Origin of the sequence: [Clostridium] celerecrescens 18A (assembly GCF_002797975.1) — a bacterium.
In the GTDB taxonomy this organism is placed as follows: Bacteria; Bacillota; Clostridia; order Lachnospirales; family Lachnospiraceae; genus Lacrimispora; species Lacrimispora celerecrescens.
Map to the genome: position 1 here is coordinate 3,156,789 of NZ_PGET01000001.1, position 26,485 is coordinate 3,183,273.

Here is a 26,485-nt window from a genome sequence, read left to right on the forward strand (position 1 = left end):
CGGAAGGAAGAAGAAAATGGACAGAAAATGGTGGAAACAAGCGGTTATATATCAGATTTATCCCAAAAGCTTTCAGGACAGCAACGGGGATGGAATCGGAGATCTTCAAGGGATTATCTCCAGACTTGACTATTTGAAAGAATTAGGGGTAGATGCGCTCTGGCTCTCCCCTGTCTATTGTTCCCCACAGGATGACAATGGTTATGATATATCCAATTATCAGGATATAGATCCAATGTTCGGGAATTTAGAAGATATGGAAGAACTGATTGAAAAAGCGGGCAGCCGTGGGATCCGGATTATCATGGACCTTGTTTTAAACCATACTTCCGATGAGCATCCATGGTTTATAGAGGCGAAAAAAAGTAAGGATAACCCCTATCATGATTATTACGTGTGGAGGGATGGGGTGGAAGGAACTGCTCCCAATGGACTAAGAGCCGCTTTTGGAGGCTCCGCCTGGGAGTGGGTTCCGGAGCTTGGACAATACTATTTCCATCAGTTCTCAGTAAAACAGCCGGATTTAAACTGGGATAACCCAAAGGTTCGTCTGGAGATCCGGGATATGATCCTTTGGTGGATGGAGAAAGGAGTCGGCGGGTTCCGGCTGGATGTCATCGATTTAATTGCCAAGGAGCCTGACCGGATGATCACAGCCGACGGTCCAAAGCTTCATGAATTTATACAGGAATTAAGCAGGGAGACCTTTCAGAAAGGAGATTTAGTCACCGTAGGAGAAGCATGGAGTGCAAATCCGGACAATGCCGTTCGTTACAGCGATCCGGATGGCAGTGAGCTTTCCATGGTATTCCAGTTTGAGCATATCTGCCTTGACCAGAAAAAAGGCGGAGAAAAATGGGACTTAGCCCCTCTTCCATTCCTGGAATTAAAGCGTGCCTTATCCACCTGGCAGGAATCCCTTTACTTAAAAGGCTGGAACAGCCTGTTCTGGAACAACCATGATCTGCCGAGAATCGTATCCCGCTGGGGAAATGATAAGGAATATCGGATCGAATCTGCCAAAATGCTGGCAATCCTCCTTCATGGAATGCAAGGTACCCCCTATATTTACCAGGGCGAAGAACTTGGAATGACCAATGTAAGATATGATATGGAAGACTACCGGGATATTGAAACGTTAAATATCTATAGGGAAAGAAGCGAAGCCGGATATAAAGAAGCGGACGTCATGGAATCTATCTATACAAAAGGCCGGGATAATGCGAGAACACCGATGCAGTGGAATCATGGCAAAGAAGCCGGATTTACGGCTGGAACTCCCTGGATCAAGGTGAATCCAAACTATCCGGAAATTAATGCAGAGGCCGCAATGGCAGATGAAAACTCTATATTTCACCTTTACCAGAAGTTAATTGGATTAAGAAAAACCCACGGCGTATTCGTAGATGGGAAATACCGGCTCCTGATGCCTGAGGATCCCGATGTATTTGCCTATACCCGTACGCTGGAAGATACTATTTTGCTTGTAATTTGTAACTTTTACGATAAAACAGTTCCATTGCAGCTGCCGAAAGAGCTAGACCGTGAGAAAAAGCAGTTAATCATTTCTTATATAGATGAAGGCCTGGCAAATGTACTCAGGCCGTATGAAGCCAGAATGTATCTGATCGGGTAAGTCCCCACCCACCACTTATGCCTTTCCGGCATTGAAGTGGGGGATCTACTTGATGAAAAACAAAAGAAGAGAGCCGGAAACGGCTCTCTTCTTTTGTTTTTCATCAATGGGCGTCTTTTACTGGCACTCATTCAACTCTTCTAATACCTGGCTCATTAAATATTCAAATACCACAATCACTCTTGCATAAAAATAATTGGACTGCAGATTCCGGTCATCCAGCGTCTTATCATCCAGAATCGGAATATTGACGGTAGACGAGCGGCCAATATAATTGCTCTGCTCTCCTGTAAAAGATATGATATCCACCTGATTTTCATTTGCATAGTCAACAAGCTTTGCAATGGTATCTGTTTCCCCGCTCTTGGAAACCACGATAACAAGTGATGCACCAAGACGGTTTTTATCATATACTGCATAGGCATTGGTCTTAATGACCCGGAAACCGGTTACCAAAAGCTTACGCTCCATATATTCCGCCAATGGGGAGGAAAATCCGGTGGCAGATACCAAAATAATATCATTTCTGTGCTTTTTTAACCGGCTCATAAAATCATTTAGTAATTCATCTGGTATATCGCTTATAAAGCTGGTAATATCCGACAGTCTTTCTTTATTTTTTCTATGACTTGTAATCATAAAATTAAGACGGTATATCATATCGGTATATCCGGTATATCCCATCTTTTTTGACAATTTGATGATCGTTGCAGCAGATACAAAATTTTGGTTTGCAACTTCCCGCACTGCCATATGAAGTACCTGTTGATTATTTTCCAGAATATAATTCAATATCTGGGTTTCCGTTTCTGTCAGCTTATATTTATCCGCCAGTTTATAAACATCAAATTTCATAAGTCCGCTCACCTTACTCCCTTCCGTTTTATGATATCCCCTGATGTCAATATCATTCATTCCAAGGCCCATCAATCGGTGACCTCAGAAAGCCCCTTTTCTTAAACTATACACTTAAGGCGCACAAGAAAAAAGACAGGCTGTCAGGTACTTCCTTTCAGCCTGTCTTTCTGTCTTAGACCTCTGTCGTGATAAATATATCATAGATCGCCTTGATCGCTTCCTCAAAGTCTGCGTTCTTTACGCCGATGATAATGTTGAGCTCACTGGATCCCTGGTCAATCATTTTTACGTTTACCCTGGAATGGGCAAGGGCCGAGAAGATTCTTCCGGCAGTCCCTCTGGTCGCCTTCATGCCACGGCCCACCACAGCAACTAACGCCAAGTCTGATTCCATCTCAAGGAAATCTGGTTCTACGGCCCTGTGGATGCCTGCAATGACAGATTGCTCATAATCTTCAAATTCTGACTGATGGACAAAGACGGTCATGGTATCGATTCCTGACGGCATATGCTCAAAGGAAATGCCGTACTTTTCAAATACCTCAAGAACCTTTCTCCCAAAACCAACTTCCGCATTCATCATGGCCTTTTCAATGTTAATGGAACAAAAGCCCTTTTTACCCGCAATTCCCGTAATGGTATAATGAGGCTTTCTGCAGGTGCTCTCCACGATTAAGGTTCCTTTGTCATCAGGCTTATTGGTGTTCCGGATGTTGATTGGGATTCCTTCTTTTCTCACCGGAAAAATAGCATCCTCATGGAGGACACTGGCTCCCATATAGGCAAGCTCTCTTAACTCCCGGTATGTAATGGTCTCGATGACCTCAGGATTCTTGATGATCCTGGGATCTGCCACCAGAAAACCGGAAACATCCGTCCAGTTTTCATACATATCCGCATGAATGGCCTTTGCAACAATGGAGCCTGTTATATCGGAACCGCCTCTGGAAAAGGTCTTTATGGTCCCGTCTTCCTTTGCTCCGTAAAAGCCCGGGATCACAGCCCTCTCCACATGCTCCAGGCGCTCTCCAAGTTCCTTATTGGTAAGCTCTGCATTAAAATTACCGTCTGCATCAAAGAAAATCACTTCAGCTGCGTCAATAAATTCGTAGCCTAAGTATTCCGCCATCACCTTTCCATTTAAGTACTCTCCTCTGGAAGCCGCATAATCACGCCCTGCCTTTTTAAGGAAATTTTCTTCAATGGTCACAAACTCATGATCCAGATTCAGATTAATGTCAAGTCCGTCAATGATCTCCATATAACGCTCCTTGATTTTCTCCAGAATCTTTTTATAGCTTTTTCCATCTGCTGCCTCATCATAACACTGGTACAACAGATCAGTTACCTTTTCATCCTTGTCATGTCGCTTGCCAGGCGCTGATGGCACCACAAACCGTCTGCTCTTGTCCCCGCGGATGATCTCGCCAACTTTCTTAAACTGCTTTGCGCTGGCCAAAGAGCTTCCTCCGAATTTCACAACTTTTTTCATAGGCATATCTCCTCTGATACAGGTTATCATTACATATTTAACGGAAATAATATCCTAATTGGTATCACCTGTCAAGTATTTTTCGATAATCATGCATAATTTTCCATTTTTATGCATAAAATTACTCTTCCATTTCCCGGTTTATCTTCTCTTCGCAGGAACGCATGGCAAGGATGGTTTTTTCAAACAACTCATCAAGAGTCCAGCCCAGTTTCTCCGCTCCTGACGCAATCACTTCCCTGGAACAGCCTGCTGCAAACCTCTTGTCCTTAAATTTTTTCTTAAGGCTTGAGACTTCTAAGTCCATAACGCTTTTTGAAGGACGCATCCTGGCGGCTGCTCCAATGAGTCCGGTCAGTTCATCTGCAGCAAACATGATCTTTTCCATCATATGTTCCGGCTCTACCTCAGAACAGATACCGTAGCCATGGCTGCATATGGCATGAACCAGCTCTTCCTCCGCCCCGATTTCGGAAAGAAGCTCCGGGGCCTTTTTACAGTGTTCCTCCGGAAACTGTTCAAAATCCACATCATGAAGAAGCCCTGCGATTCCCCAGAATTCTTCCTCTGATCCAAAACCCATTGCTCCTGCATACCAGCGCATTACCCCTTCCACGGTCAGACCGTGAAGGATATGAAACGGTTCCTTATTATATTTCTTAAGTAACTCCAGTGCCTGTTGTCTTGTGATTGCTGTTTTCATAGCATCTACATCTCCTTATCTGTAAATTTTAAGCGTTTTGTCTCCTTACAAGGACCCTATGCGGCTTTCTCCTGACACATGGATTCCATTCTCTTCCAAAAGCCTTGCGGTCACACCGTCTCCTGGAACCTTTGTCCCTGAAAACGTCCCGTCATAAATACACCCATGGCCGCAGGACGGACTCCTCTCCTTTAAAATCGCCCGCTTACAGCCATATAGCCTGGCAAGCTTCAAGGTTTCCTCTGCTCCCTTAAAAAAACTGTCTGTCACATCTTTTCCTGAACGATCCACCACTCGGATCTCATTGTGACCGTCTGTTACAGATTTAACAAGCTGCTCCGCAGGCTCTCTGGGTGTCTCTAAACCTCCAAGCTGCTCCGGGCAGACCGGTATGAAATTGTATTTCTCTATAAGTCCGATAAGACCCTCCTGTCTGCCGTTTCCGCCGTCATAGCGGCAATTGACTCCCAACAGGCAGGCACTCACCAGTATGTTTTCTTTTTCTCCGCCCATCTTTTGCCTCCTTTTTCAGACTTCCTCCACATCTTTTTGTAAAAAAACATCCTCCAGGCAAAAGCCCAGAGGACATCAATTCTTAGTCTCTTTTTATTATAACACACGGATTAATTTTTGCAATATTTTTGAAGTTCAAAATTTTTTTTCAGTATATAAAAATTTGTTTGAAAACCCAGAAAAACGCCTTTATTTTCCAGCTCTATTTATAGATTTTATCTATAAGTAAAAGCGAGGAAACCTCCTGTTTAAGCGAAAAAACGCATGTTCTAACTTTTTTTGTATGTAACTAAAAATTTTTTATATTTTAATGGAATATCAATTGTTTTTGTAACGTTTATATGTTAAAATGTATGAGAAAGAAGAATCACAAACGCCATTTTTAACAAAATTATGCAAGAGAGTATTGTTAAAAACAATGTGCGGAATTATATAATATCAACTAAGAATGAAGAGAGAGAGGTTTTGTCATGTATGTAGTAAATGTCAACGGCAAGGATTACCAATCAGAAGAAGATTTAACATTAATGGATTTTCTCAGAAACAGACTTGGTATCACTTCCGTAAAAAACGGTTGTAAGGAAGGCGCCTGCGGTACATGTACAGTAATTGTGGATGGGAAGACGGTCCGTGCCTGCATCTTGAAATTGTCCAAACTGGAAGGCAAAAAGGTACAGACCATAGAAGGATTCACACAGAGGGAACGGGATGTCTTTGTCTATGCCTTTGCGGCAGCAGGCGCCGTACAGTGCGGTTTTTGTATACCGGGCATGGTGATCAGCGGAAAATGCTTGATTGACCAGAATCCCAACCCAACCAGAGATGATGTAAAACAGGCGATCCGTACAAATATCTGCCGTTGTACTGGATATGCCAAAATAGAAGACGGTATTTTGCTGGCAGCAAAAATGTTCAATGAAAATTTAGAGGTTCCTGAACTGAAGCAGACTGCTGCTATAGGAGAAAGAACCTGCCGTGTGGATGCAGAAGCAAAAACATTGGGCACCGCCAAATATGCGGATGACTATTATCTGGAAGGCATGCTTTACGGAAAGAACGTATTCACCAAATATGCACGCGCTAAAATAAACGGAATCGATACCAGCAAGGCTCTTGCAATGCCCGGCGTAGTCGCTGTCTATACGGCAAAGGACATCCCTGGAGACAGGTATATCGGACATCTGGCACATGACTGGCCCGGTATGATCGATGTAGGCGAAGAGACAAAATGCATCGGCGATACTCTTGCTATCGTAGTAGCTGAAACGATGGAACAGGCATTGGCAGCATCGAAAGCTGTAGAAATAGATTGCGAAGAATTAGAGCCAATCCGCTCCCCAAGGGAAGCTATGGTACCAGGCGCTCATCAGGTACATGGCGAAGGCTTTATGCATTTTGGCAAGTTCAGAACTCCTGTAAATAACCTTCTTGACCACGAAGAGGTAAAACGGGGTGACGCAGAGACAGCTCTTGCAAATTCCAAGTATGTTGCAGAAGGCACCTTCTATGTTCCGCCAACAGAGCACGCGTTCATGGAACCGGAAACTGCTGTTGGCATTCCTGACGGCGATGGTGTTAAGGTAATTACCGGAGCACAGGGTATTTATGATGAACATCACGAATTAAGTGCATATCTTGGCCTCCCTCTGGAGAAAGTAAGAATTCAGAGTGCTTTTGTCGGCGGCGGCTTCGGCGGAAAGGAAGATATGAGCGTTCAGCATCAGGCTGCTCTTTGTGCTTATTTATCAAAGAGACCTGTAAAAGTATCCTTCTCCCGTCAGGAAAGCATTAATTATCATCCAAAGCGTCACGCCATGGAAATCTACTGCAAGATCGGCTGTGATGAAAACGGTATTATCCAGGGTATGAAGGCAAGGCTTCTCTCTGATACGGGAGCTTATGCTTCTCTGGGCGGTCCGGTACTTCAAAGAGCCTGTACCCATGCGGGCGGACCATATAATTACCAGAACGTGGACATTGAAGGAGATGCTTACTATACCAACAATCCGCCAGCAGGTGCATTCCGCGGATTCGGCGTAACCCAGTCCTGTATGTCAACAGAAGCTTTGATCAACCAGTTAGCAGAGCAGGCAGGAATTTCCGGCTGGGAGATCCGTTACCGCAATGCCATCAGACCAGGCCAGTCCCTTCCTAACGGTCAGATCGCCGATGAAGGCACCGGTATGGTGGAAACCCTGGAGGCAGTAAAAGCAGATTTTGAAAAATATGAAGCAGACCCAAATTATTTCGTGGGAATTGCATCTGCCATGAAGAACGCAGGAATCGGTGTTGGTCTTGCAGACGTAGGCCGCTGTATCTTAAGAGTACGTGACGGAAAGGTTGTTACAGGCTCTTCTGCTGCAGCTATCGGCCAGGGACTTCAGACCATAACCTTACAGATGGTCTGTCAGACCACAGGTCTTGAACCGGAACAGGTAATCGTTGGACATCCGGATACAAAATACACACCAGACTCCGGAACCACAACCGCATCCCGCCAGACCGTATTTACAGGTGAAGCAATTCACATTGCCGCAATGAAACTAAAAGAGGATTTGGATGCAGGACTTTCCTTAGGTGATCTGGAAGGCAAAGAATACTATGGCGAATTTGATTTTAAAACAGATCCTATCGGCAGCGACAAACCAAATCCGGTAAGCCATATTGCCTATGGATATGCAACTCAGCTTTTTGTTCTTGACACCGAAGGTAAAGTTGTTAATGTAATTGCAGCTCACGACATAGGCAAAGCCATCAATCCTCTTGCCGCAGAAGGACAGGTTGAAGGCGGTGTTGCAATGGGTCTTGGCTATGGACTGACAGAGGACTTCCCATTAAAGGACGGCATTCCTCAGGCTAAATTAGGTACTTTAGGCATCTTTAAAGCACCTCAGATGCCTCCTGTTGACGTAAGGTTCATTGAAAAGAATCCATCTGATGTAGCATTTGGAGCAAAAGGTGTTGGCGAGATCGTATGTGTTATGGGAGCTCCTGCTTTGCAGAATGCTTATTTCAAGAAGGATGGTGTATTCCGTTACAAACTTCCTTTGGATAATACATTCTACCGTAAACCAAAGCCAGCAAAATAAATAGTTACCAGAATACCCAAAAAAGGGCGGAATGTATACCGCCCTTTTTTATTACAAAAGCGCGAGGCAGCAAAAGGAGTACTCATATGACAGCAGGTTTTTATGAAGAATTAAAAAATGCCGATAAAAACACGAACTTAATCAGCTTGACAATCGTCGAAGGAAAAGGGCTAGGAGGCAAAGCCCTGTGGTCGAATGGAGAAATCATCTGCAGGCAGGGAGTTGAAAATGCGTTTGATGCTTTTTCAGAGGATTTAAAGAGCATAGACAAAACCCAGACCATAAAAGCTCAGGACAGCACTCTGTACTGTGAATTTGTCACAGGAGAAAAGTACATGGTGGTATGCGGGGCCGGTCATATTTCCATTCCAATCATAAGAATCGGAAGGATGCTTGGATTTCATGTTACCGTGATTGATGACCGGTTATCTTTTGCCAATACCGCAAGAAAAGAGGGGGCTGACACTGTTATCTGCAAGCCTTTTGGGGAAGCCTTACAAGAGATCGAGGGAACCGCCGGCCACTACTTTATCATTGTCACAAGAGGTCACCGGTATGACCAGGACTGTTTATCTCAGATCATCGGCAAAAAAAATGCCTACATCGGTATGATCGGCAGCAAAGTCAGGGTAAAGCTTGTAAAGGATTTTTTAGCAGACGAGGGAATCAGCAGAGAGCTGCTTGACCAGGTTTTCACGCCTATCGGACTAAAAATCAACGCCCAGACCCCGGAAGAAATCGCCGTGGCAATTATGGCGGAGATCATTCAGGTAAAAAACGGAAGTAAAAATAGCTTTGGCTATCCAAAGGAAATCCTCGACGTTCTCACTTCCGTGGAGTTATCTGACATGCCAAAATCCCTTGTCACCATCGTTTCCAGAAAAGGCTCCGCTCCCAGGGATGTAGGCTCAAAGATGGTAGTCATGCTTGACGGCAGCACCATTGGGACCATCGGAGGCGGCTGTGTGGAATCTGAGGTGTGCGCAGCAGCAAGAGAAGTTGCCAGAGATAAAAAGCCGGTATTAATGAAGGTTGATATGACTCCGGGCAACGCAGAGGACGAAGGCATGGTTTGCGGAGGCATGGTAGAAGTATATATTGAGCCGGTTTTAAGCTGATCACATAAAATGGCCTTTCCATCGGATATTCGCAATCCGCTTCGTTACTTGATGAGTTTAAAAAACACAATGACATTTTCTTAAATATATAGTATACTTTTATGGATGGATTAGTACGAACGAAAGAAAGGAAGGCTGCACCATGTATTGTGTAAAAACTATTAAAGATGATTTGTTCTGGGTTGGAGGAAGTGACCGCCGTCTCGCCCTGTTCGAAAACGCCTACCCCATTCCGAAAGGAATTTCCTATAATTCCTATGTCCTGCTAGATGAAAAAACCATTCTTTTTGATACTGTTGACCGGGCGATCACCGGACAGTTTTTGGAAAATGTGGAAGCAGTCCTTGGAGGACGAAATCTGGATTATATCATTGTAAATCATATGGAGCCGGACCACTGTGCCACTTTGGGCGAAATGGTCAGAAGGTATCCGGATGTAAAGGTGATCTGCAATGCCAAGACAATTCCGATTATCAACCAGTTTTATGAATTCGGCGTTGATTCCAGAGCTGTCGTCGTGAAGGAGGGGGACACGTTCTGCTCCGGCAAACATACCTTTGCATTTTATATGGCCCCCATGGTTCACTGGCCGGAAGTAATGGTCACCTACGATACCACGGACAAGGTTCTTTTTTCAGCCGACGCCTTTGGTACCTTTGGTGCAATGAACGGAAACTTATTTGCAGATGAAGTAAATTTTGAACGGGAATGGCTGGATGAATCCAGAAGATACTATTCCAATATTGTAGGTAAATACGGACCGTCCACCCAGACTCTTTTAAAGAAAATCGCTGATCTGGACATTCAGTTCCTTTGTCCTCTTCACGGGCCTGTATGGCGTTCCGACATTTGCTGGTATATCGATAAGTATTTTAAGTGGAGCAGCTATACACCGGAAGAAAATGCTGTGATGATCGCATATGGTTCCATCTACGGTAATACGGAGAATGCCGCCAACATCCTGGCATGCCGCCTGGCAGAACGCGGAATCCGCAACATTGTCATGTACGATGTATCCAATACCCATCCGTCTGTGCTCATATCAGAAGCATTCCGCTGCAGTCATCTGGTATTCGCTTCGGCCACCTATAACGGAGGAATTTTCAGCAGCATGGAGCACCTGCTTATGGATATGAAAGCCCATAACGTACAAAACCGCACCGTTGCCCTTATGGAAAACGGTTCCTGGGGTATCATGGCAGGCAAGAAAATGACTGAGATCCTTTCAGAGATGAAAAACATGACCATACTGGATCAGACCATCACCATCAAATCTTCTGTAAAAGAGGATCAGCTGGCTGAAATCGGCGCATTGGCCAATGCCATCGCAGAATCTATGACAATATAAAACAAGTAAGAGCAAGGGAAATGGCAAAAAACCGCCAGTTACCTTGCTCTTTTTGATACAGAATTGTCATTATATGGGAGATATGATATAATTTTAACTAGTGAACTCATCAAATAGCAAAGTGGATTGCGACTATCCGATTGACCCGAAACCCAGAACCTTTCAGACATACAAAGGAGAATCCGCCATGGATACCCGTTATCTCAGTTATATTTTAACCATAGCCCAAAAACAAAATATGACAAAGGCTGCTGAAGAACTGTTTGTTTCCCAATCTACCTTAAGCCAGTACCTTTCCAAGCTGGAAAGCGAGCTTGGCACGCCACTTTTCTTTCGGAGCAAAGGCCGCCTATCCTTAACTCCTGCCGGGCAGCTTTATATTCAAGCAGCCGAAGAGGTAATATCAATTAAAAATATGCTTTACCAGAATATACAAAACTTAGATAACAGAGGCCATATCACGGTTGGTGTCACCTCCCAATTCGGGTTAAAAATGCTGATAGAGATCATTCCCGCCTTTAAAATGCGTTATCCGGAAGTTACCATTGAAATCTCTGAAACAAGTCTGCCTGCTCTTATAAAGCTTATATTGGAAGAAAGCATTGACTGCGGAATCATGGCACTCAATACGACAGAACCTTTTTCACCGGATCAGGTTACCATATTGCGGGAAGAAGAGGTACTATTCTCCATTCCGGCCTGCCATCCTTACCGAAAAAAGAATCCGGAACATCCCATAAAAATCAAAGATTTTGAAGAAAATTTCGGAGACGAGAACATCCTTCTTTCCAAGAAAGGCTCCACCCTGCGCTATCTTACGGATGCCGTTTTGGAAAAAGCCAACTGGATTCCCCGAACCGTATGCGAAACCAACAGCATATCCGCGACCAGAAGCATGGTTGCCATGGGAATCGGCGTCACTTTTATCGGAGAATCCTGCGCCAGCGAACGGGAGCTGGTTGCCTATTATTCTGTTTCTCCCCGTCTCACAAGGCTCAATGCCCTTGTCACAAGAAAAAACTGGATTCTAAACCAGGCCGGGGCCAGCTTCTGCGAAGATATAAAGAACTTTTACAATAAAATGCCCTATGGCTGAAGTTTCCCATAGCCACAGGGCATAATTTTATATATTATTTGGGCTGTATCTCCGTTTTATTCATTGCAGCCTGCTCCTTCTCAGCCGCCGCTCTGGATTCTTCCCAGAAATGACAGGCCACGCAATGACCCTTTTCCCCTGTTTCCCGAAGAGCAGGAGTTTCTTTTTTGCATATATCCTGCGCCATCCAGCATCTGGGGGCAAACCGGCAGCCTTCCGGCGGATTAAGAGGGCTTGGGACATCTCCCTTCAGCACGATACGGGACACCTTTTTACCGATCTCCACCTTTGGAATGGCTGATAATAGGGCTATGGTATAGGGGTGTACGGCATTATGAAAGATGTCGTCAGTTTCCGCACTTTCAATAATCTGTCCCAGATACATGACGGCAATGCGGTTTGAAATGTGACGTACCACCGATAAATCGTGAGAAATAAAAAGATAGGACAAGCCTCTTTTTTTCTGCAGATCCATAAGCAGATTGATGATAGTAGCCTGAATGGATACGTCGAGGGAGGATACCGGCTCATCACAGACAATAAATTCCGGTGATAAGGATAATGCTCTGGCAATTCCCACGATCTGGCGTTTTCCACCATCCAGCTCATGAGGATATTTGTTCAGCAGATCCCTTGAAATTCCGCAGTCATCACACAGCGCTTCTATTTTATCATCTTTTTCCTTGTCAGAACCGATCTTATGGATCTTATAAGCCTCTTTCAATATAGAACGTATGGTCTTCCGGGGATTTAGAGAAGAATAGGGGTCCTGGAAAATAATCTGTATGTTAGAACACATTTCTAACAGCTCCTGCTTTCCCGCTGCCTTAAATACATCCTTTTCCCCGTATATCAATTCTCCTCCTGTCGGCTTGTGAAGTCTCATGATTACGTTTCCAACCGTGCTTTTTCCGCATCCTGACTCTCCCACCAGACCAAGAGTCTCTCCCGGATAAATATCAAAGGAAATATTATCGACTGCATGAAGTTCTCCCTTTCCCTTGATTTCAAAATACTTTTTAAGATTTTTAACCTGAATCAGAGGTTTTCTTCCATTGTCTATTCCATTCATATTTTGACCTCCCCGGCTTTATGGCAGGCCACATAATGATTCTCACCTATCTGAAACATCTGCGGCGCATGTTCTGAACATCGGCCCGAGGCTTTCCCGCACCGTTCATGGAACGGACAGCCTGAGGGAAGATTTTCCGGATTTGCTACTGTTCCGGGAATAGAGGCAAGCCTTTCCCTTGGCCCCGTAAGCCTGGGGATGGAACCGAACAAGCCAATGGTATAGGGATGAGAGGGACTGCTGAATACCTCTTCCACAGAGCCATACTCCACGATGATCCCCGCATACATGACAGCAACATTGTTGCAGATCTCCGCTATAATGCCCAGGTTATGGGTAATCATCAGCAGAGAGCTGTCATACTTGACTAATAGCTCTTTGATCAGCTCCAATATCTGGGCCTGTATGGTAACGTCCAAAGCTGTGGTGGGCTCATCTGCGATCAAAAGGGAGGGGTTGCAGGCCAGGGCGGCGGCGATGCCGACTCTCTGTCTCATGCCTCCGGAAAACTGGTGGGGGAAATCATTCACCCGGTATTTGGCTATTCCCACCACTTCCAACAGCTTGCCGGCCTCATTCACGGCCTCCTTTTTGCTTAAATTCTTATGCTTCTGCAAAACCATGCCGATCTGTTCCCCTACCGTAAATACTGGGTTTAAAGACGTCAGAGGATTCTGGAATATCATGGCTACCTTATCGCCTCTCATGTTCATCAGCTCTTTTTGAGACATTTTGAATACGGATTTTCCCTCATACAGAATATCTCCGCCAGTCACCTTTCCGGCAGGCTGGGGAATTAAATTAAGCATTCCCAGGGCCGTGGTCGTCTTACCGGCGCCTGATTCTCCAACCAGTCCAAGTGCTTCTCCTCTGCCTATTGTAAGATTAACCCCGTTAAGAGCATATGCTACGGCACGACCCGTCTCAAATTTTACTGAGAAATCTTTAATCTCAATTAATTTTTCCATCTGGATTCTCCCTTTCGTGGTTAATTCTTATTCTTCGGATCCAGTACGTCACGCACACCGTCACCTAAAAAGTTAAATGCCAGCACTGCGATCATAAGCGCTGCCCCAGGTGCTACGACGACCCACGGAGCTGTTGCCAGATACTCTCTGCCGTCTGCGATCATAACTCCCCAGGAAGGGGCGGGAGCCGGGACTCCAAGTCCCAGGAAGCTTAAAGAGGACTCCGTAAGGATGGTGCGGCCAAATTCCTGGCTCATGACAATGATAAGCTGTGTCAGTACATTGGGAAGGATCTGGGTAAACATGATCCTCTTCTTGGAGGAGCCTAAAACCTGGGAAGCGTGAATGTACTCCATATTCCGGATTCCCATAACATTGCTCCGCACCACTCGGGCATACTGCACCCATCTTGTAAATACCAGAACCAGGATCAGATTGCTGGTGCTGTTTCCCAATACAGCCATAACTGCAACTGCCAGAATCATGGGAGGAATGGACACCTGAATATCGCTGAATCTCATGATGACTGTATCAATAATCCCACCGAAAAAACCGGATATGATTCCAAGGATGGTACCGATAATGGCCGTGGTAATAACCACGGAAAAGGAGATCCATAACGAAACCCTGCTGCCAACCATCAGTCTGGATAAAATATCCTGCCCCAGAGGATCTGTTCCCAGAATGTAACCGCTCCAGCCCTTTGAGAGACCATCAGGCATCTTTAACCGGAGCGTCAGATCCGAGGCTATGGGGTTATGGGGCGCTGCCCAGGGAGAGATCAGTGATACGAAAATAATAAAGGAAACCAATACCGCTCCTATGACGAAAAAGTTGCTTTTCCGCATTCTTCTGAATAATTCTTGTCTGCTCATTCAAATCCCCCTTAGTTAAAGTCCATGCGCGGATCAACAATGGTATAGATAATATCTACCAGCAGGTTGACCAGTACAAAACACGCAGATATTACCAAAAGAACGGACTGCACCAACGGGAAATCCCGAAGCCCAATGGCCTGGACCGTCAGAGTGCCAATTCCCGGCCAGCCAAATATCTGTTCCGTGACAACAGCTCCGCCCAGGAATGTGCCGACCTGCAGGCCCACAACCGTAATAACCGGCAGAATTGCATTTCTTAAGGCATACTTCATGGTAATTTCCCGGTTGCTTATCCCCTTTGCAAAGGTTGCGGTAATGTAATCCTCCTGGAGCACGTCCACCATGCCGGACCGCAGCATACGGGTGATGAGGGCAGCCATCTGCATGGCTAAGGAAGTAGCCGGCATGATGACAAATGCAAAGCCTCCGTATCCCATGGCCGGCAGCCAGCCAAGCTTAACCGCAAAAAACAGGATAAAGATAAGCCCTAAAACAACACCTGATATAGACTGCCCGAGAAGGGCAAATATCATGGCAAACAAATCTATGACAGACCCCCTCTTCACCCCCGCGATAATCCCCATGGGTATGCTGATGAGAAGGGCGATTCCCATGGCTACCAGTGTTAAGTACGCGGTAGCCGGCAATCTCTGAAAGATCAGCGTGGAATTCGGCATTTTATAAAATAAGGAATTCCCAAGATCTCCCCTGACAACTCCTGTTATGTAGCTGAAATACTGTACAGTCAGAGGCTTGTCCAGTCCCATTTCTATTTCTTTTTCTCTGATCTGCTCCTCTGTGGCATCATCGGAAAGCATCAGACGGGCCGGGGAACCTGGTGTAAGCTTTAAAAGCCCAAAGGTTAAAATGGATACTCCAAACAGGACAAAAACCGTATATCCCAAACGTTTCATGATAAATTTAAGCAAAACTGTATCCCCTTTCAAGATGTATTCCCTTAGTCATTAGTTTGCGGATTTTGATATTCTGGAATAATCAAATACATTGTCGATCCTCAGTCTTAAGCCTGTAATGCCTTCCCGGTAGGCGAGAGTCGTCACCTGCTGGTAAAGAGCCAGATGAGGCGCTGCCTCCGCCCATTCGATAGCAAATACTTCTTTTAAGAGCTGCTCACGCTTTACAGGATCGCTTTCCTGCTTCTGTTCCAGAATCTTTGTATTCATCTCATCATTGACATATCCTGACTTATGGGCATCGTTTAACCATCTCTGGGTGATTACGGAATCCGGGTCGCCTGCCGGAAATGGATATCTCTGAATGTATAAATCATAATTTCCTGCAGCACGTCGTTCCTGGAAGGCCGCATTTTCCATGATCTCTAGATTCACCTTAAATCCTGCTTCTGAAAGCATTGCCAAAACTGCCTGTGCTACCTCTTTATTTCTGGCGAATACGCCGGTAGGTGCGATGAAGGATATTTCTTCTCCTGCATAAGCGGTTTTAGAAAGCAGGTCTTTTGCCATAGCTACATTGTATTCCGGAACTTTGGCGTTTTCCTTATCATAGCCAAGGACTCCCTCAGGGCTGGGCCAGTCGCTTGCCGCTCCGCCTCCTGCAATGGACTGCACGAGAAGCTCTCTGTTTAACGCGTGATTTACTGCCTGTCTGGCATTTAAGTCCTCAAAGATCCGCCCGTCTGTACAGCGGAATCCCAGATGAACGATGGCAGAGCCTAAAATCTTTTCCACCTTTACCCCTTTTACGCTTGACAGCATGTCCGCCTGTTCCACCGGCACTGCATCGATCATATCTAAGTCGCCTGTCTGAATGCCGGAAACACGTGTGGTATCTTCAATGACCGGACGGTATATGATCCTGTCAACGTTGCTCTTGTCATCGCCCCAATCCCAGTAATCCTCGTTGCGGACAAATTCTGCATCCTGTCCTGGCGTCCATTTGTCAGCGATCCAGGGTCCGGTTCCAATGGGCTTGTTTGACTCGTTAAACTCAAACAGGGCATCCCCTTTTTCTTCCAGTGCCTTAGGCGGAAGCATGGGAGTGTCGATTAACTGGTTCAGCAGAGCACCCCAGGGTTCTTTCAGCCTGATTACAGCCGTATAAGTATCCTTGGCTTCCACACCTTCCAGAGAAGGCCAGAATGCCGCCTGGACCAGGGTAGGATTGTCGATCATCCGCTTTAAGGTCGCTACTACCGAATCCGCATTGAACTCTTCTCCGTTGTGGAATTTAACTCCTTCCCTCAGTTTAAAGGTCCACTCAAGCCCATCCCCGGATACGCTCCATTCGGTGGCCAGTTCCGGCTGTATGGAGTTATTCTCCCCGTAAGGATTCACAAGGGTGTTGTAGGTAAGTTTGGAAAGCATATAGGCATTGGTTTTGTTCTCATTCAGCGGATCCCACTGAGTGATGTTATTTGGCCCTGCAAAAACAAACCTGTTTTCTGCGGCTGCCTTCTGGGGGCTATTGGTCCCGCTGGCAGCGGCACCTCCTCCCGTGCAGCCGCTCATCAGTGCCATACTTAAGCAGAGCGCCATACAAAGTGCCTGTTTTTTCAAATTCCTTTTTTTCATAAAATACCCCTCCATTTAATATGTATTTTTTTACCTTACCAGTGCAGGACTTTTGCAGTCATACTTCCAGCCAGGTATGAGATACTGCATTGCCATGGTGTCATCCCTGTCATGACAGGGAAGGCTGTTATACAGATCATTGGCCTCCATGACCCGTTTCATATTCAGGCTGACTCCCAGGCCCGGCTTCTGGGGAACCTGTAAATATCCGCCCTTAATGACCGGTGTATCCTCCAGCAGATTCTGTCCATCCTGCCAGATCCAGTGGGAGTCAAGTGCCGTAGGATTTCCAGGTGCTGCCGCTGCCGTATGGGCAAAGGCTGCCAGTGTGATATCAAAGTGGTTGTTGGAATGGCTGCCCCAGGTCATGCCCCAGTCATTTAAGATCTGGGCCATCCGGACGCTCCCTCCAAATCCCCAGAAATGAGGATCTGCCAGTACGATATCCACAGATTTTAAGGCAGCAGAATGGTAAAACTGCCTCCAGTCCGTCGCAATCATGTTGGTGGCTACCGGGAGGTTTACCGCATTTTTAAATTCCGCCATCACTTCCCTGCCGGAATATCCGGATTCCGGACCGCAGGGATCTTCTATGTAGGTCAGGATTCCTTCCATGGGCTTGCAGATTTTAATGGCTTCCTCAAGAGTCCATGCTCCATTAGGATCTATGTTGATCCGCCCTTTTGGAAAAGACTTTTTAAGGGCACGGATTGCTTCCATCTCCTCTTCTCCTGTAAAAACACCCCCTTTTAGCTTGAAATTTCCAAATCCATACTTTTCATGGAGCACCTGGGCCTGCTCCACGATCCGCTCCGGTGTCAGCATCTCCTGGCGGCGAAGCTTAAACCAGGGATCACTGCTGCCCCTTTCATCCAGATAATCAAGATCTTTACATGCCTTTTCTTTCTCACTGACATAGAACAGATAGCCCAGGGTTTCTACCTCATCCCTCTGCTTTCCCTCCCCCAGCAGCTCGCACATGGGAAGTCCCAAGTGTTTTCCAAGCAGATCCAAAAGCGCACACTCAATGGCCCATTCCGCCTTTACTACAAATTTCAGCTTACTGATATCCAAGGTCTGTATTCCTTCTCCATCATCCTCCTTTGCCCGGCTGGCAGCCTTATGGATGCTGTTTAATATTGTCCGGTATTTTCCGATTGGCTGGCCCAACACCAGAGGAATGCAGCTTTTCAATGCTTCACAGGTGTAATCTCCCCCATGGATCTCACCGATTCCCGTATGTCCGGCACTGTCCTTTAAGATCACCAGGTTTCTGGTAAACCAGGGAGCATGGGCTCCGCTTAACGTCATCAGCATGCTGTCATATCCTGCAACGGGTATGACCTGCATCTGTGTTACCACTGGTGTGCCTTTTTGTTCTATATCCATTCAATCCCTCCGTTTGGCTATATTGTTCATTTTTATTCTCAACTAGCCCATTGATATATGCATTATATCAACGAAAACTCGATACATCCAATTGCTAATACCGATTGTATCATAAGAATTTTTCATGCCTGGATTCCATTACCGGACCAGGCAGGGCCTTTTCGGATCAAATTTCCAGCCGGGTATCAAATACTGCATGACCACGGAATCGTCTCTTCCGCCCAGGCAGTGATCCAGATATAGCTGATGGGCTTTTTTCACCTGTTCCATATCAACCTCCACGCCAAGGCCCGGCTTCCCAGGAACCTCAATGCAGCCATCTTTGATGCACAGGGGTTCTTTTGTCAGCCGTTCCAGTCCCTCCTGCCAGATCCAGTGGGTATCCAGGGCATTGTAGTTTCCCGGTACCGCCGCACCCACATGAGTGAACATTGCCAAAGAAATATCAAAGTGGTTATTGGAATGCGATCCCCAGGTATAGCCAAAGTCATGGCACATCTGGGCCACACGCACAGAGCCGCTCATGGTCCAGAAATGGGGGTCCGCAAGAATGATATCAACCGCCTGGCATTCCAGGGCATGGCCCACTTCGCGCCAGTCTGTTGCAATCATGTTGGTGGCTGTGGGGAATCCTGTCCTGCGGCGGAATTCACTGACGATCTCTCTGCCTGAGTATCCGCCTTCCGATCCGCACGGGTCCTCGCAGTAGGTCAAAATCCCCTCCATCCCTTTCACATACTCAACCGCATCCTCAAGGAGCCAGGCGCCGTTGGGATCTAAATCAATGCGGGCTTCAGGGAATGCCCTTTTCAGTTCCCGGATCACCTCCATCTCTTCCCTTCCGGACAAAACGCCCCCTTTTAATTTAAAATCCTTAAACCCGTATTTTTCTTTGACCGCCCTGGCCGCAGCCACGATCGTTTCCCCGGTCAGGGCTTCTTCATGGCGGAGGCGGTACCACTCCCATTCAGCATCAGGTTCCGAATCATAAGGCAGGTCTGTTTTATTCCTGTCACCGACAAAGAATAAATATCCAAGCATCTCTACCTTATCCCTCTGCTTCCCGTCTCCTAAAAGTTCACACGCCGGTACTCCAAGATATTTACCCAGAAGATCCAGACAGGGGGCTTCAATGGCCGTCAGCACATGGACTCCTGTGCGCAAGTCAAAGGTCTGGTTTCCTCTCACATCTTCCTCCCCCCTTGATTCTAAGTGAGCTTTCACATTTAATAAAGTGCTTTTATACTCCCCTATTTTTGTCCCCTCTACAAGAGGAATACACTCTGAAAGGGCCTGGGTGATCTTTTCACCTCCCGGCACTTCCCCCACTCCTGTCTCGCCGTTTTCCCCATGAAGGATTACGATGTTTCTGGTAAAAAACGGGGCATGGGCTCCGCTTAAATTCAGTTCCATACAATCTTTTCCGGCTACAGGATAAACTTCCATTTTTGTGATGATCGGTGTCATTCTAATCTCTCCTTTTCTTCATCCCTTTTCTGACCTTATGGAGAATTATATTCTTATTTTAAGCAGCTATCTATTGACAGAAATACCAACCTTATTCCCTCTCTCTTGTAACCTTTATTTTTCTTTCTGATAATGAAAAAGAGATTGCAAAAACATTGCAATCTCTTTCAATAAACAAAAGTCCCTTCCTGTTACAGCTCATATTTACTTCCAATTCCATACCGCTTCATCTTCCGCCACAGTGTGGTGGTGCTGATCTTAAGTTCCTCCGCCACCATGGTTCTATTGCCCTGGTACCGGTCCAGGAGTCCGGCAATGCGTACTGCTTCAGGACTCTTTAACAGCACGGGCTGAATCCTTCCGCTCTGCTCCCTGATAAGAGGGTAAAGCTCCTGTAAAAGGTTTTTTACCATCCCTTCCTCCACCCGCCTGCGGGGAGCCGTCAGAATCAGACGTTCACAAAACATCTCCAGCTGCAGCAGATTTCCTTCCCAATCATACTCTTCCATGGCCTTTAAGGCAGTCTCACTGATTTCCACATATCTGGAATAGGCGGCATTGAACCGTTCCAGATACAGGTGGATCAGCCTGGGAATATCTTCCTTCGTCTTCCGGAGGGGAGGAAGCTCGATCTTAAGGGAAGAAAGGAGGAAATATAAATCTTCCCGGAACAGGCCATTCTTTAAAAGCATAGCCAGTTCTTCTGAAGTGGTGACCATAAGCCGTACCGGAAGGGCTCGTTTCACCATGGAATTATTACACCAGAACTGCTTATCATGGACTGCCTTATAAAGCAGATATTGTGTCTCTAAGGACAGCTTATCCACTTCCTGAAGAAGGACCGTACCATAAGAAGCTATTTCCCAGGCCCCTTTTCTGCATTCCTCTGAAACGCCAAAGATGACCTCTCTTTGCTCCTGAGGGGACAGGGAGCCGCAGTTGACATTTAAAAAAGGGCCTCCCTTTTGGGGGCTGTTATTATGAACAGCTTCTGCAAACACCTCTTTTTCTGTTCCCGTTTCTCCGCATATCATCACCGGGCTTTTGGATATTGCATAGGATCTTGCCAGTTTCATACACCGTTTCATCTCAGGAGATTGCCGAAGGATATGGTTGAAATTACGGCTGGCTATGTATCCGCTTGCCAGTTTGGTCTCTGCAGCCTCAGAGTCCCTGCGTTCGATCCCCCTCATCTTATGGCAGGTCAGGATTGCTCCGCTAAAATGCCCGTCATACTGAATCGGCGCTCCCACCACCATAAGAGGCTGGTCCCCTATGGAAAAGGAGGTGGAATAAAGCTCCTCACTCCCTCTTAAGATCCCCTCGATCCCTTCTGTATCGATTCCTCTGATCACCTTATCAATGGGAAAACCCACCACCTCTGAGGCAGGCTTTCCCATCAGCTGTTCAATCACCCGGTTCACCGTCACGATTTCTTTATAAGCATTGATTTTAATGATGCCGCTGAAAGAAGTATCAAGCAGTGTCTCGATCTGAGCCTCATTTTGCTTCTCCATTTTTGCCAGGTCTATCATATGGATGGCCAGGCCAAGGGCACTGCGGATGGATTCTTCTCCTGTTTCAATAAACAGGCTTGGAAAGCCGATCTCAAAAGCCGTCTGATTGGCCTTCACTCCCCCGATAATCAGATCAACCCCGTCCGCAACCGCCTGACTTACCTTCCTTCTAGTCTCCTCCAATGCCTTCAGTTCATAAAAACGGAGACCGCAGTCAAATAATTCTTCTAAGTGGTCCAGACTGTCAAACATATTCTTAAATGCAACGATCCCGATTAAGGGGTGTTCCTTTTTCAGCATCCTCTTTGCTTTTAAGATCATCATACCAATTTCCCGGATAGTGACTGGCATTTCCACCACAGGGATGTTGGTATTCTCTTTAATAAGGGTTGCCTGAAGGCCTCTGGCAATAATTATGCGTACTCCGGCCGCCAAAGCCTCCTGTGCCTCCACAACCGCATTTGCATTTTCCACAACCTTTAATATCTGTACCTCTATTCCCTCTTTTTTCAGTACATTCTCCGCAAACTCCAGGATGGTCTGCCTGGGCAGAAGAATCCCGATCTGTTCCATAACTGTCCCCGCTTCCTATCCCCATAAAAGTCCTTTGACAGAACTTTCACACTATGTCCAGATACACTTTTCTGGCTGGCGCAGAAAAAACCGGTCAAGCTCCTCCCTGTCCGATTGCCGGAACCAGAGTTTTATCGGGCAATGCCACCATTTTTTCCATTTGCCACCCCTCCAATCAAGTTATATACGCCCCTGTATGGATGTTCAAAACAGGCCGGCGTCTCATCAGAGCCGCCAGCCTGTCCGCTGATCGTATTAATTACAGAAGCCCTGCGGTTTCCATTTCCTTTTTTATACGGGCTAATACAGGGCCTTCCGGGGTCGCAAGATTGGGCTTATAGGGAATACCTACGTTTCTGCCCCTTAAATTAGCCATGTCCTTTGCTGCTACCGGGAAACTTGCAGGGTCCATGGACAGACGGACCGGATTCAGCTTAAACTGTGCCTCCAGGGAACCGCTTAAATCACCTGCAATGTATTTATTATAAATATCCGTAATCAGCTCCGGCATAAAATTAGCCGCAGTACACACCCCTCCTACTGCGCCGTGGCACATGGAGGCATACAGGAGGGTATCCTTTCCTCCAAATACTTTAAACCCCTTGTGGCGGGTCCTTCGGATAAACTCAGCGGTCTGGGTAATATCCCCGCTGGTGTCCTTCATGCCCACAATATTGGGCACCTCCACAGCCAGACGCTCCACCAGATTTCCGGACAGAGTGTATCCCACCCGGCCCGGGTTGTTATAAAGAAGGACAGGGATCTCAGGAACAGCTCCTGCAATTGTTTTAAAATGCAGATAAAGCTCTGTCTCCGTAGGCTTTAAAAACATCGGCTGCAAAACAGAAACCCCTGCTGCTCCGTTTTTCACCGCCATCTCTGCAAGGCGGCAGCATTTTTTCGTGCTGATGGCGCCAATGCCAAAGTAGACGGGAACTCTTCCGGCAGACTGATGGATCATGATGTTTAAGCCCCGCTCCATCTCGTCTTCCTCTATAACATAAAATTCTCCGTTGCTTCCATAGGCCAGGATTCCAAGAACGCCTCCGTTAATGACGTAATCCACCTGTTCTCTTAATTTTGCTTCATCGATCCTCTCATCCTCATCAATGGGAGTGAGAATCGGAACGATAACTCCTTTAATAAAATCTGTATTCATTTTTTCCTCCAGGGCTGCATGTTTGCCAATACGGTCATTTCAGTTTTAGTTTCCCGGTTTTACAATTGTATTGGCAACCTTTTCATAATATTTTACAATACTGGAGTGGTCTTCTTTCTCAAAGCCATCCGCTTTCAGCCCCTGCATGATCTCCATTAACTGTCCGGTTAATGGGGCTGGTGAACTGACGGCATGGGCCGCATTTAGGGCATTGTTTAAATCCTTGATATGCAGCTCAATGCGAAAGCCTGGGTTAAAGTTTCTGTTAAGTATCATAGGGGCTTTTGCCTCCATAACGGTGGAGCCTGCCAGACCGCCGCGAATGGCCTGGTATACCAGTTCCGGATCAGTTCCGGCTTTTTTTGCAAAGGTAAGGGCCTCAGATACTGCTGCAATATTCACGGCTACTACCATCTGGTTTGCCAGCTTTGCCACATTTCCTGAGCCAAGCTCTCCGACATATACCACAGAGCCTGCCATTACCATCAGCATATCATAATATTTATCAAATAACTCTTTCCTGCCGCCCACCATAACAGATAAGGTTCCGTCAATGGCCTTTGGCTCTCCGCCGGATACCGGTGCATCAAGCATATCAATTCCCAGCTTTTCTAACTCCGCACCGATGGCTCTGCTCTCCGTAGGATCAATCGAACTCATGTCTATGACCACAGTGCCGGACTTTGCTCCTTCTGCAACTCCGTTCTCTCCCAGAACCGCAGCTCTTACATGGGGTGAGTTGGGCACCATGGTGATAACCACTTCACTTTGAGATGCCACCTCTTTTCCGTTTGCCGCTTCCGCTGCGCCGCAGGAAACTAAATCTGCCACAGCCTCCTTGTAATAATCAAAAACAACCAGCTCATGACCTGCCTTTACCAGGTTCTTTGCCATAGGCCTTCCCATGATTCCCAATCCGATAAATCCAATCTTCATTTTGCTCTTCCTCTCTTTTCTATTTTGTCTGTAAGCAGCCGATGGGATCTCCCATCACTGCCCTGATTATAGGAAATATGGAAGACCATTGCTATGGGCGGATTTACCGAATGCAGGAAGGTTTCCTGTACAAACCGCCTATGGTTTCATTTTTATTTCTAATTCATTTCACATTTATTTCAAATGACTATTTCAAATGATACTTCTTTCTCTTTCTCCACAGAGTTGTCTTGCTGATACCCAGGGCCTTTGCAGTTTCTTCCCGGCTACCTCCAAATCTTAAAAGAGTTTCTGCAATCTTTTTTGCTTCTTCGGGAACAGGCTTTTCCCCGGCATGGTCCTCCTGGTCCTTTCCCTCCTGCGGATTATGAGAGCGGGGATACAGCTCCTTTATTACAAGTTCTGTAAAACCTTCATCAATACTCCGTTTATTTGCAGTAAGGATCAGGCGTTCGCAAAAGCTCTCCACCTGAAGCAGATTACCCTCCCAGGAATAATTAAGCAGCAGCTTCCTGGCTCCATGGGTCAGTACATGGAATCTGGAATAATGTTCACAGCAGCTTCTGAGGCTTTCCGTAAGCTTCCGTTCCAGATCCTCCTTCCGTTCCCTTAACGGTGGGATCCTCACTGTCAGGCCGATCAGAAGATAATAGAGGTCTTCCCGCATTGCTCCGTCTTCCGCCAGTTCAGACAAAGGCACATCAGTGGTAACCATGACCCTAACATCGGCCCCCGGATCCCTGACCCCGTCTTTTCCAAGACGGCTTTTATAACGGATCAACTGGCAGAGCCGGTACTGATTAGATCTTGTAAGGCACTGCACCTCTTCTAACAAAAGAGAGCCTCCCTTTGCCTGAGCAACTGCTCCCTTATCTCCGAAGATCATGTCAAACTGTCCTTCATCCCCTATCCCATCGCAGGACAATGCCACAAACGGGCCATCCTTTTGAAGGCCAGCGTTGTGAATGCTTTGGGCCAGAAGACGCTTTTCCGTTCCAGCTTCCCCTTCAATCATAACTGCTTTTTCCGACAGGGCATATAGCTTTGCCAGGCGTAAACATTCCTGCATTGCCTGGGATTCCTGAAGGATATCATCAAATTCCCCCAGGGCAATAAAGCCCTTTGCAAGGCTCTTTCCTCTGGAATCCGGTTCCAGAGACCGGCGTTTTTTCATGCGGTGGCAGGTGAGTATTGCTCCCTCTGTCCTCTGGTCAATGACCACCGGAGCCACAACGGCAAAAACAGAAGAGCGGTTGATCTCCATAAACAGGGAATAGGGCTCTTTTCCAAAGTCTTTTCCAAGCTCCGGTAAGATCTCAGAGGCAGCTTTTCCAAGAACTTCTTCTTTCTTTATCTGCAGGATATCTTCCATCATGGGATTTAAGTCCATAATGGTCCCGGAAGCATCAAGCCTCACCACGCCGCTGAACGAGTGGTCCAAAAGAGTTTCAATCTGAGCTGCATTCCGCTTCTCGATTCCCATGGCATAATCCATGCTTTCGGCCATGGATAAGGCATTTCTTAAGGAGTCCTCGGTATTGGATAAAAACAGGGAAGGGAGTCCGGCCTCCCCAGCTATGCTCACCGCCGTATCGCCCCCAATGATCAAATCCACCTTATCACTTATGGCCTGCCTTGCCATATCCTCAAGCAAATGACTTTTGTCCGCAAAATACGTCCTCATTTCAATCCCATATATAAGATCAAAATAAGACATATCACAAAACATATTCCGAAACCCCACAACACCGATAACCGGAGTTTCGTTCTTTAAAATCTGCTTGGCTTTATTGACCAGAAGAGCCATTTCCTGAGCAGTGATGACGATTTCCACCACCGGAATATCTGTATACTGCTTCATCAGGGAAGCCTGGAGCCCTCTGGCTATGATAATGGAAGCCCCGGCACCAATGGACCGCCTGGCCTCGGAAACAGCATCTTCCGTTTTAATTACACGCATTTCACTGATCTCGTATTTCTTTTCCTGGAGAATGTTGTGCGCCTGATGTAGCATTTCTTCCCTGGATACAAGCAATGCAATCTTTCCCATGTGGATTCCTCTTTTTCTTATTGCCTTTGAGGCTGTAAAATGATTGTTTCTTAGAAAAAGCTTAGCATAAA

The 26,485-nt window shown here is 46.4% G+C and carries 20 protein-coding genes; 5 read left to right on the forward strand and 15 right to left on the reverse strand.

Features of this window, described 5'->3' with window-relative positions; translation table 11 throughout:
• Positions 1–16: 16 nt before the first annotated feature.
• Entirely contained in the window at positions 17–1,636 is a 1,620-nt protein-coding gene (locus tag H171_RS14485; RefSeq protein ID WP_100305786.1) for a glycoside hydrolase family 13 protein, read from the forward strand.
• Positions 1,637–1,753: 117 nt separating this feature from the next.
• Here H171_RS14485 and H171_RS14490 read toward each other — a convergent pair whose 3' ends face one another.
• The 4 genes from H171_RS14490 to H171_RS14505 all read right to left on the reverse strand — a co-directional run bounded on the left by H171_RS14490 (position 1,754) and on the right by H171_RS14505 (position 5,202).
• A complete protein-coding gene (locus H171_RS14490) occupies positions 1,754–2,491 on the reverse strand; it encodes a MurR/RpiR family transcriptional regulator (protein WP_100307539.1) in 738 nt (245 codons plus the stop codon).
• Between the two features lie 175 nt (positions 2,492–2,666).
• Positions 2,667–3,986 carry an aspartate kinase gene (locus tag H171_RS14495; protein WP_100305787.1) on the reverse strand — a complete coding sequence of 440 codons (1,320 nt, stop codon included), beginning with the start codon at positions 3,984–3,986 and terminating at the stop codon, positions 2,667–2,669.
• A 121-nt stretch (positions 3,987–4,107) separates the two neighbouring features.
• Positions 4,108–4,689 (reverse strand): hydrolase, encoded by a 582-nt coding sequence (locus H171_RS14500; RefSeq protein ID WP_100305788.1) that lies wholly within the window; start codon positions 4,687–4,689, stop codon positions 4,108–4,110.
• A 45-nt stretch (positions 4,690–4,734) separates the two neighbouring features.
• Positions 4,735–5,202, reverse strand: a complete 468-nt coding sequence (locus tag H171_RS14505; protein ID WP_100305789.1) for a DUF523 domain-containing protein — start codon at positions 5,200–5,202, stop codon at positions 4,735–4,737.
• 470 nt (positions 5,203–5,672) lie between these two features.
• Between H171_RS14505 and xdh the strand changes: the two genes are divergently transcribed.
• The 4 genes from xdh (at position 5,673) to H171_RS14525 (ending at position 11,853) form a co-directional block, all read left to right on the forward strand.
• A complete protein-coding gene (gene xdh, locus H171_RS14510; RefSeq protein WP_100305790.1) occupies positions 5,673–8,291 on the forward strand; it encodes a selenium-dependent xanthine dehydrogenase in 2,619 nt (872 codons plus the stop codon).
• Positions 8,292–8,377: 86 nt separating this feature from the next.
• Positions 8,378–9,409, forward strand: coding sequence for an XdhC family protein (locus H171_RS14515; RefSeq protein ID WP_100305791.1), 1,032 nt, complete (start codon positions 8,378–8,380; stop codon positions 9,407–9,409).
• A gap of 142 nt (positions 9,410–9,551) precedes the next feature.
• Positions 9,552–10,757: an FprA family A-type flavoprotein gene (locus tag H171_RS14520; protein WP_100305792.1), complete on the forward strand. Its 1,206-nt coding sequence runs from the start codon at positions 9,552–9,554 to the stop codon at positions 10,755–10,757.
• A 187-nt stretch (positions 10,758–10,944) separates the two neighbouring features.
• Positions 10,945–11,853 (forward strand): LysR family transcriptional regulator, encoded by a 909-nt coding sequence (locus H171_RS14525; protein ID WP_100305793.1) that lies wholly within the window; start codon positions 10,945–10,947, stop codon positions 11,851–11,853.
• A gap of 34 nt (positions 11,854–11,887) precedes the next feature.
• Here the strand turns inward: H171_RS14525 and H171_RS14530 are convergent, their stop codons facing one another.
• From H171_RS14530 to H171_RS14580, 11 genes are all read right to left on the reverse strand, one after another.
• On the reverse strand, positions 11,888–12,925 hold the full coding sequence (locus H171_RS14530) for an ABC transporter ATP-binding protein (protein ID WP_100305794.1): 1,038 nt from the start codon (positions 12,923–12,925) through the stop codon (positions 11,888–11,890).
• Positions 12,922–13,893, reverse strand: a complete 972-nt coding sequence (locus H171_RS14535) for an ABC transporter ATP-binding protein (protein ID WP_100305795.1) — start codon at positions 13,891–13,893, stop codon at positions 12,922–12,924. The genes H171_RS14530 and H171_RS14535 overlap by 4 nt, the downstream gene beginning before the upstream one ends.
• A gap of 20 nt (positions 13,894–13,913) precedes the next feature.
• Positions 13,914–14,768, reverse strand: coding sequence for an ABC transporter permease (locus tag H171_RS14540; protein ID WP_100305796.1), 855 nt, complete (start codon positions 14,766–14,768; stop codon positions 13,914–13,916).
• Between the two features lie 11 nt (positions 14,769–14,779).
• Positions 14,780–15,700: an ABC transporter permease gene (locus H171_RS14545; protein ID WP_100305797.1), complete on the reverse strand. Its 921-nt coding sequence runs from the start codon at positions 15,698–15,700 to the stop codon at positions 14,780–14,782.
• A gap of 36 nt (positions 15,701–15,736) precedes the next feature.
• Positions 15,737–17,323, reverse strand: coding sequence for an ABC transporter substrate-binding protein (locus H171_RS14550; protein WP_157803165.1), 1,587 nt, complete (start codon positions 17,321–17,323; stop codon positions 15,737–15,739).
• A gap of 30 nt (positions 17,324–17,353) precedes the next feature.
• The gene (locus tag H171_RS14555; protein WP_100305799.1) at positions 17,354–18,712 is read right to left on the reverse strand and encodes an enolase C-terminal domain-like protein; all 1,359 of its coding nucleotides are present in this window, start codon (positions 18,710–18,712) and stop codon (positions 17,354–17,356) included.
• Positions 18,713–18,850: 138 nt separating this feature from the next.
• Complete coding sequence (locus H171_RS14560) at positions 18,851–20,179, reverse strand: enolase C-terminal domain-like protein (protein ID WP_100305800.1); 1,329 nt, start codon at positions 20,177–20,179, stop codon at positions 18,851–18,853.
• A 191-nt stretch (positions 20,180–20,370) separates the two neighbouring features.
• Positions 20,371–22,269 (reverse strand): sigma-54-dependent Fis family transcriptional regulator, encoded by a 1,899-nt coding sequence (locus H171_RS14565; protein ID WP_100305801.1) that lies wholly within the window; start codon positions 22,267–22,269, stop codon positions 20,371–20,373.
• A 259-nt stretch (positions 22,270–22,528) separates the two neighbouring features.
• Complete coding sequence (locus H171_RS14570) at positions 22,529–23,428, reverse strand: dihydrodipicolinate synthase family protein (protein WP_100305802.1); 900 nt, start codon at positions 23,426–23,428, stop codon at positions 22,529–22,531.
• Between the two features lie 45 nt (positions 23,429–23,473).
• On the reverse strand, positions 23,474–24,364 hold the full coding sequence (garR, locus tag H171_RS14575; RefSeq protein WP_100305803.1) for a 2-hydroxy-3-oxopropionate reductase: 891 nt from the start codon (positions 24,362–24,364) through the stop codon (positions 23,474–23,476).
• Positions 24,365–24,551: 187 nt separating this feature from the next.
• The gene (locus H171_RS14580; RefSeq protein ID WP_100305804.1) at positions 24,552–26,414 is read right to left on the reverse strand and encodes a PrpR N-terminal domain-containing protein; all 1,863 of its coding nucleotides are present in this window, start codon (positions 26,412–26,414) and stop codon (positions 24,552–24,554) included.
• Between the last annotated feature and the right edge of the window lie 71 nt (positions 26,415–26,485).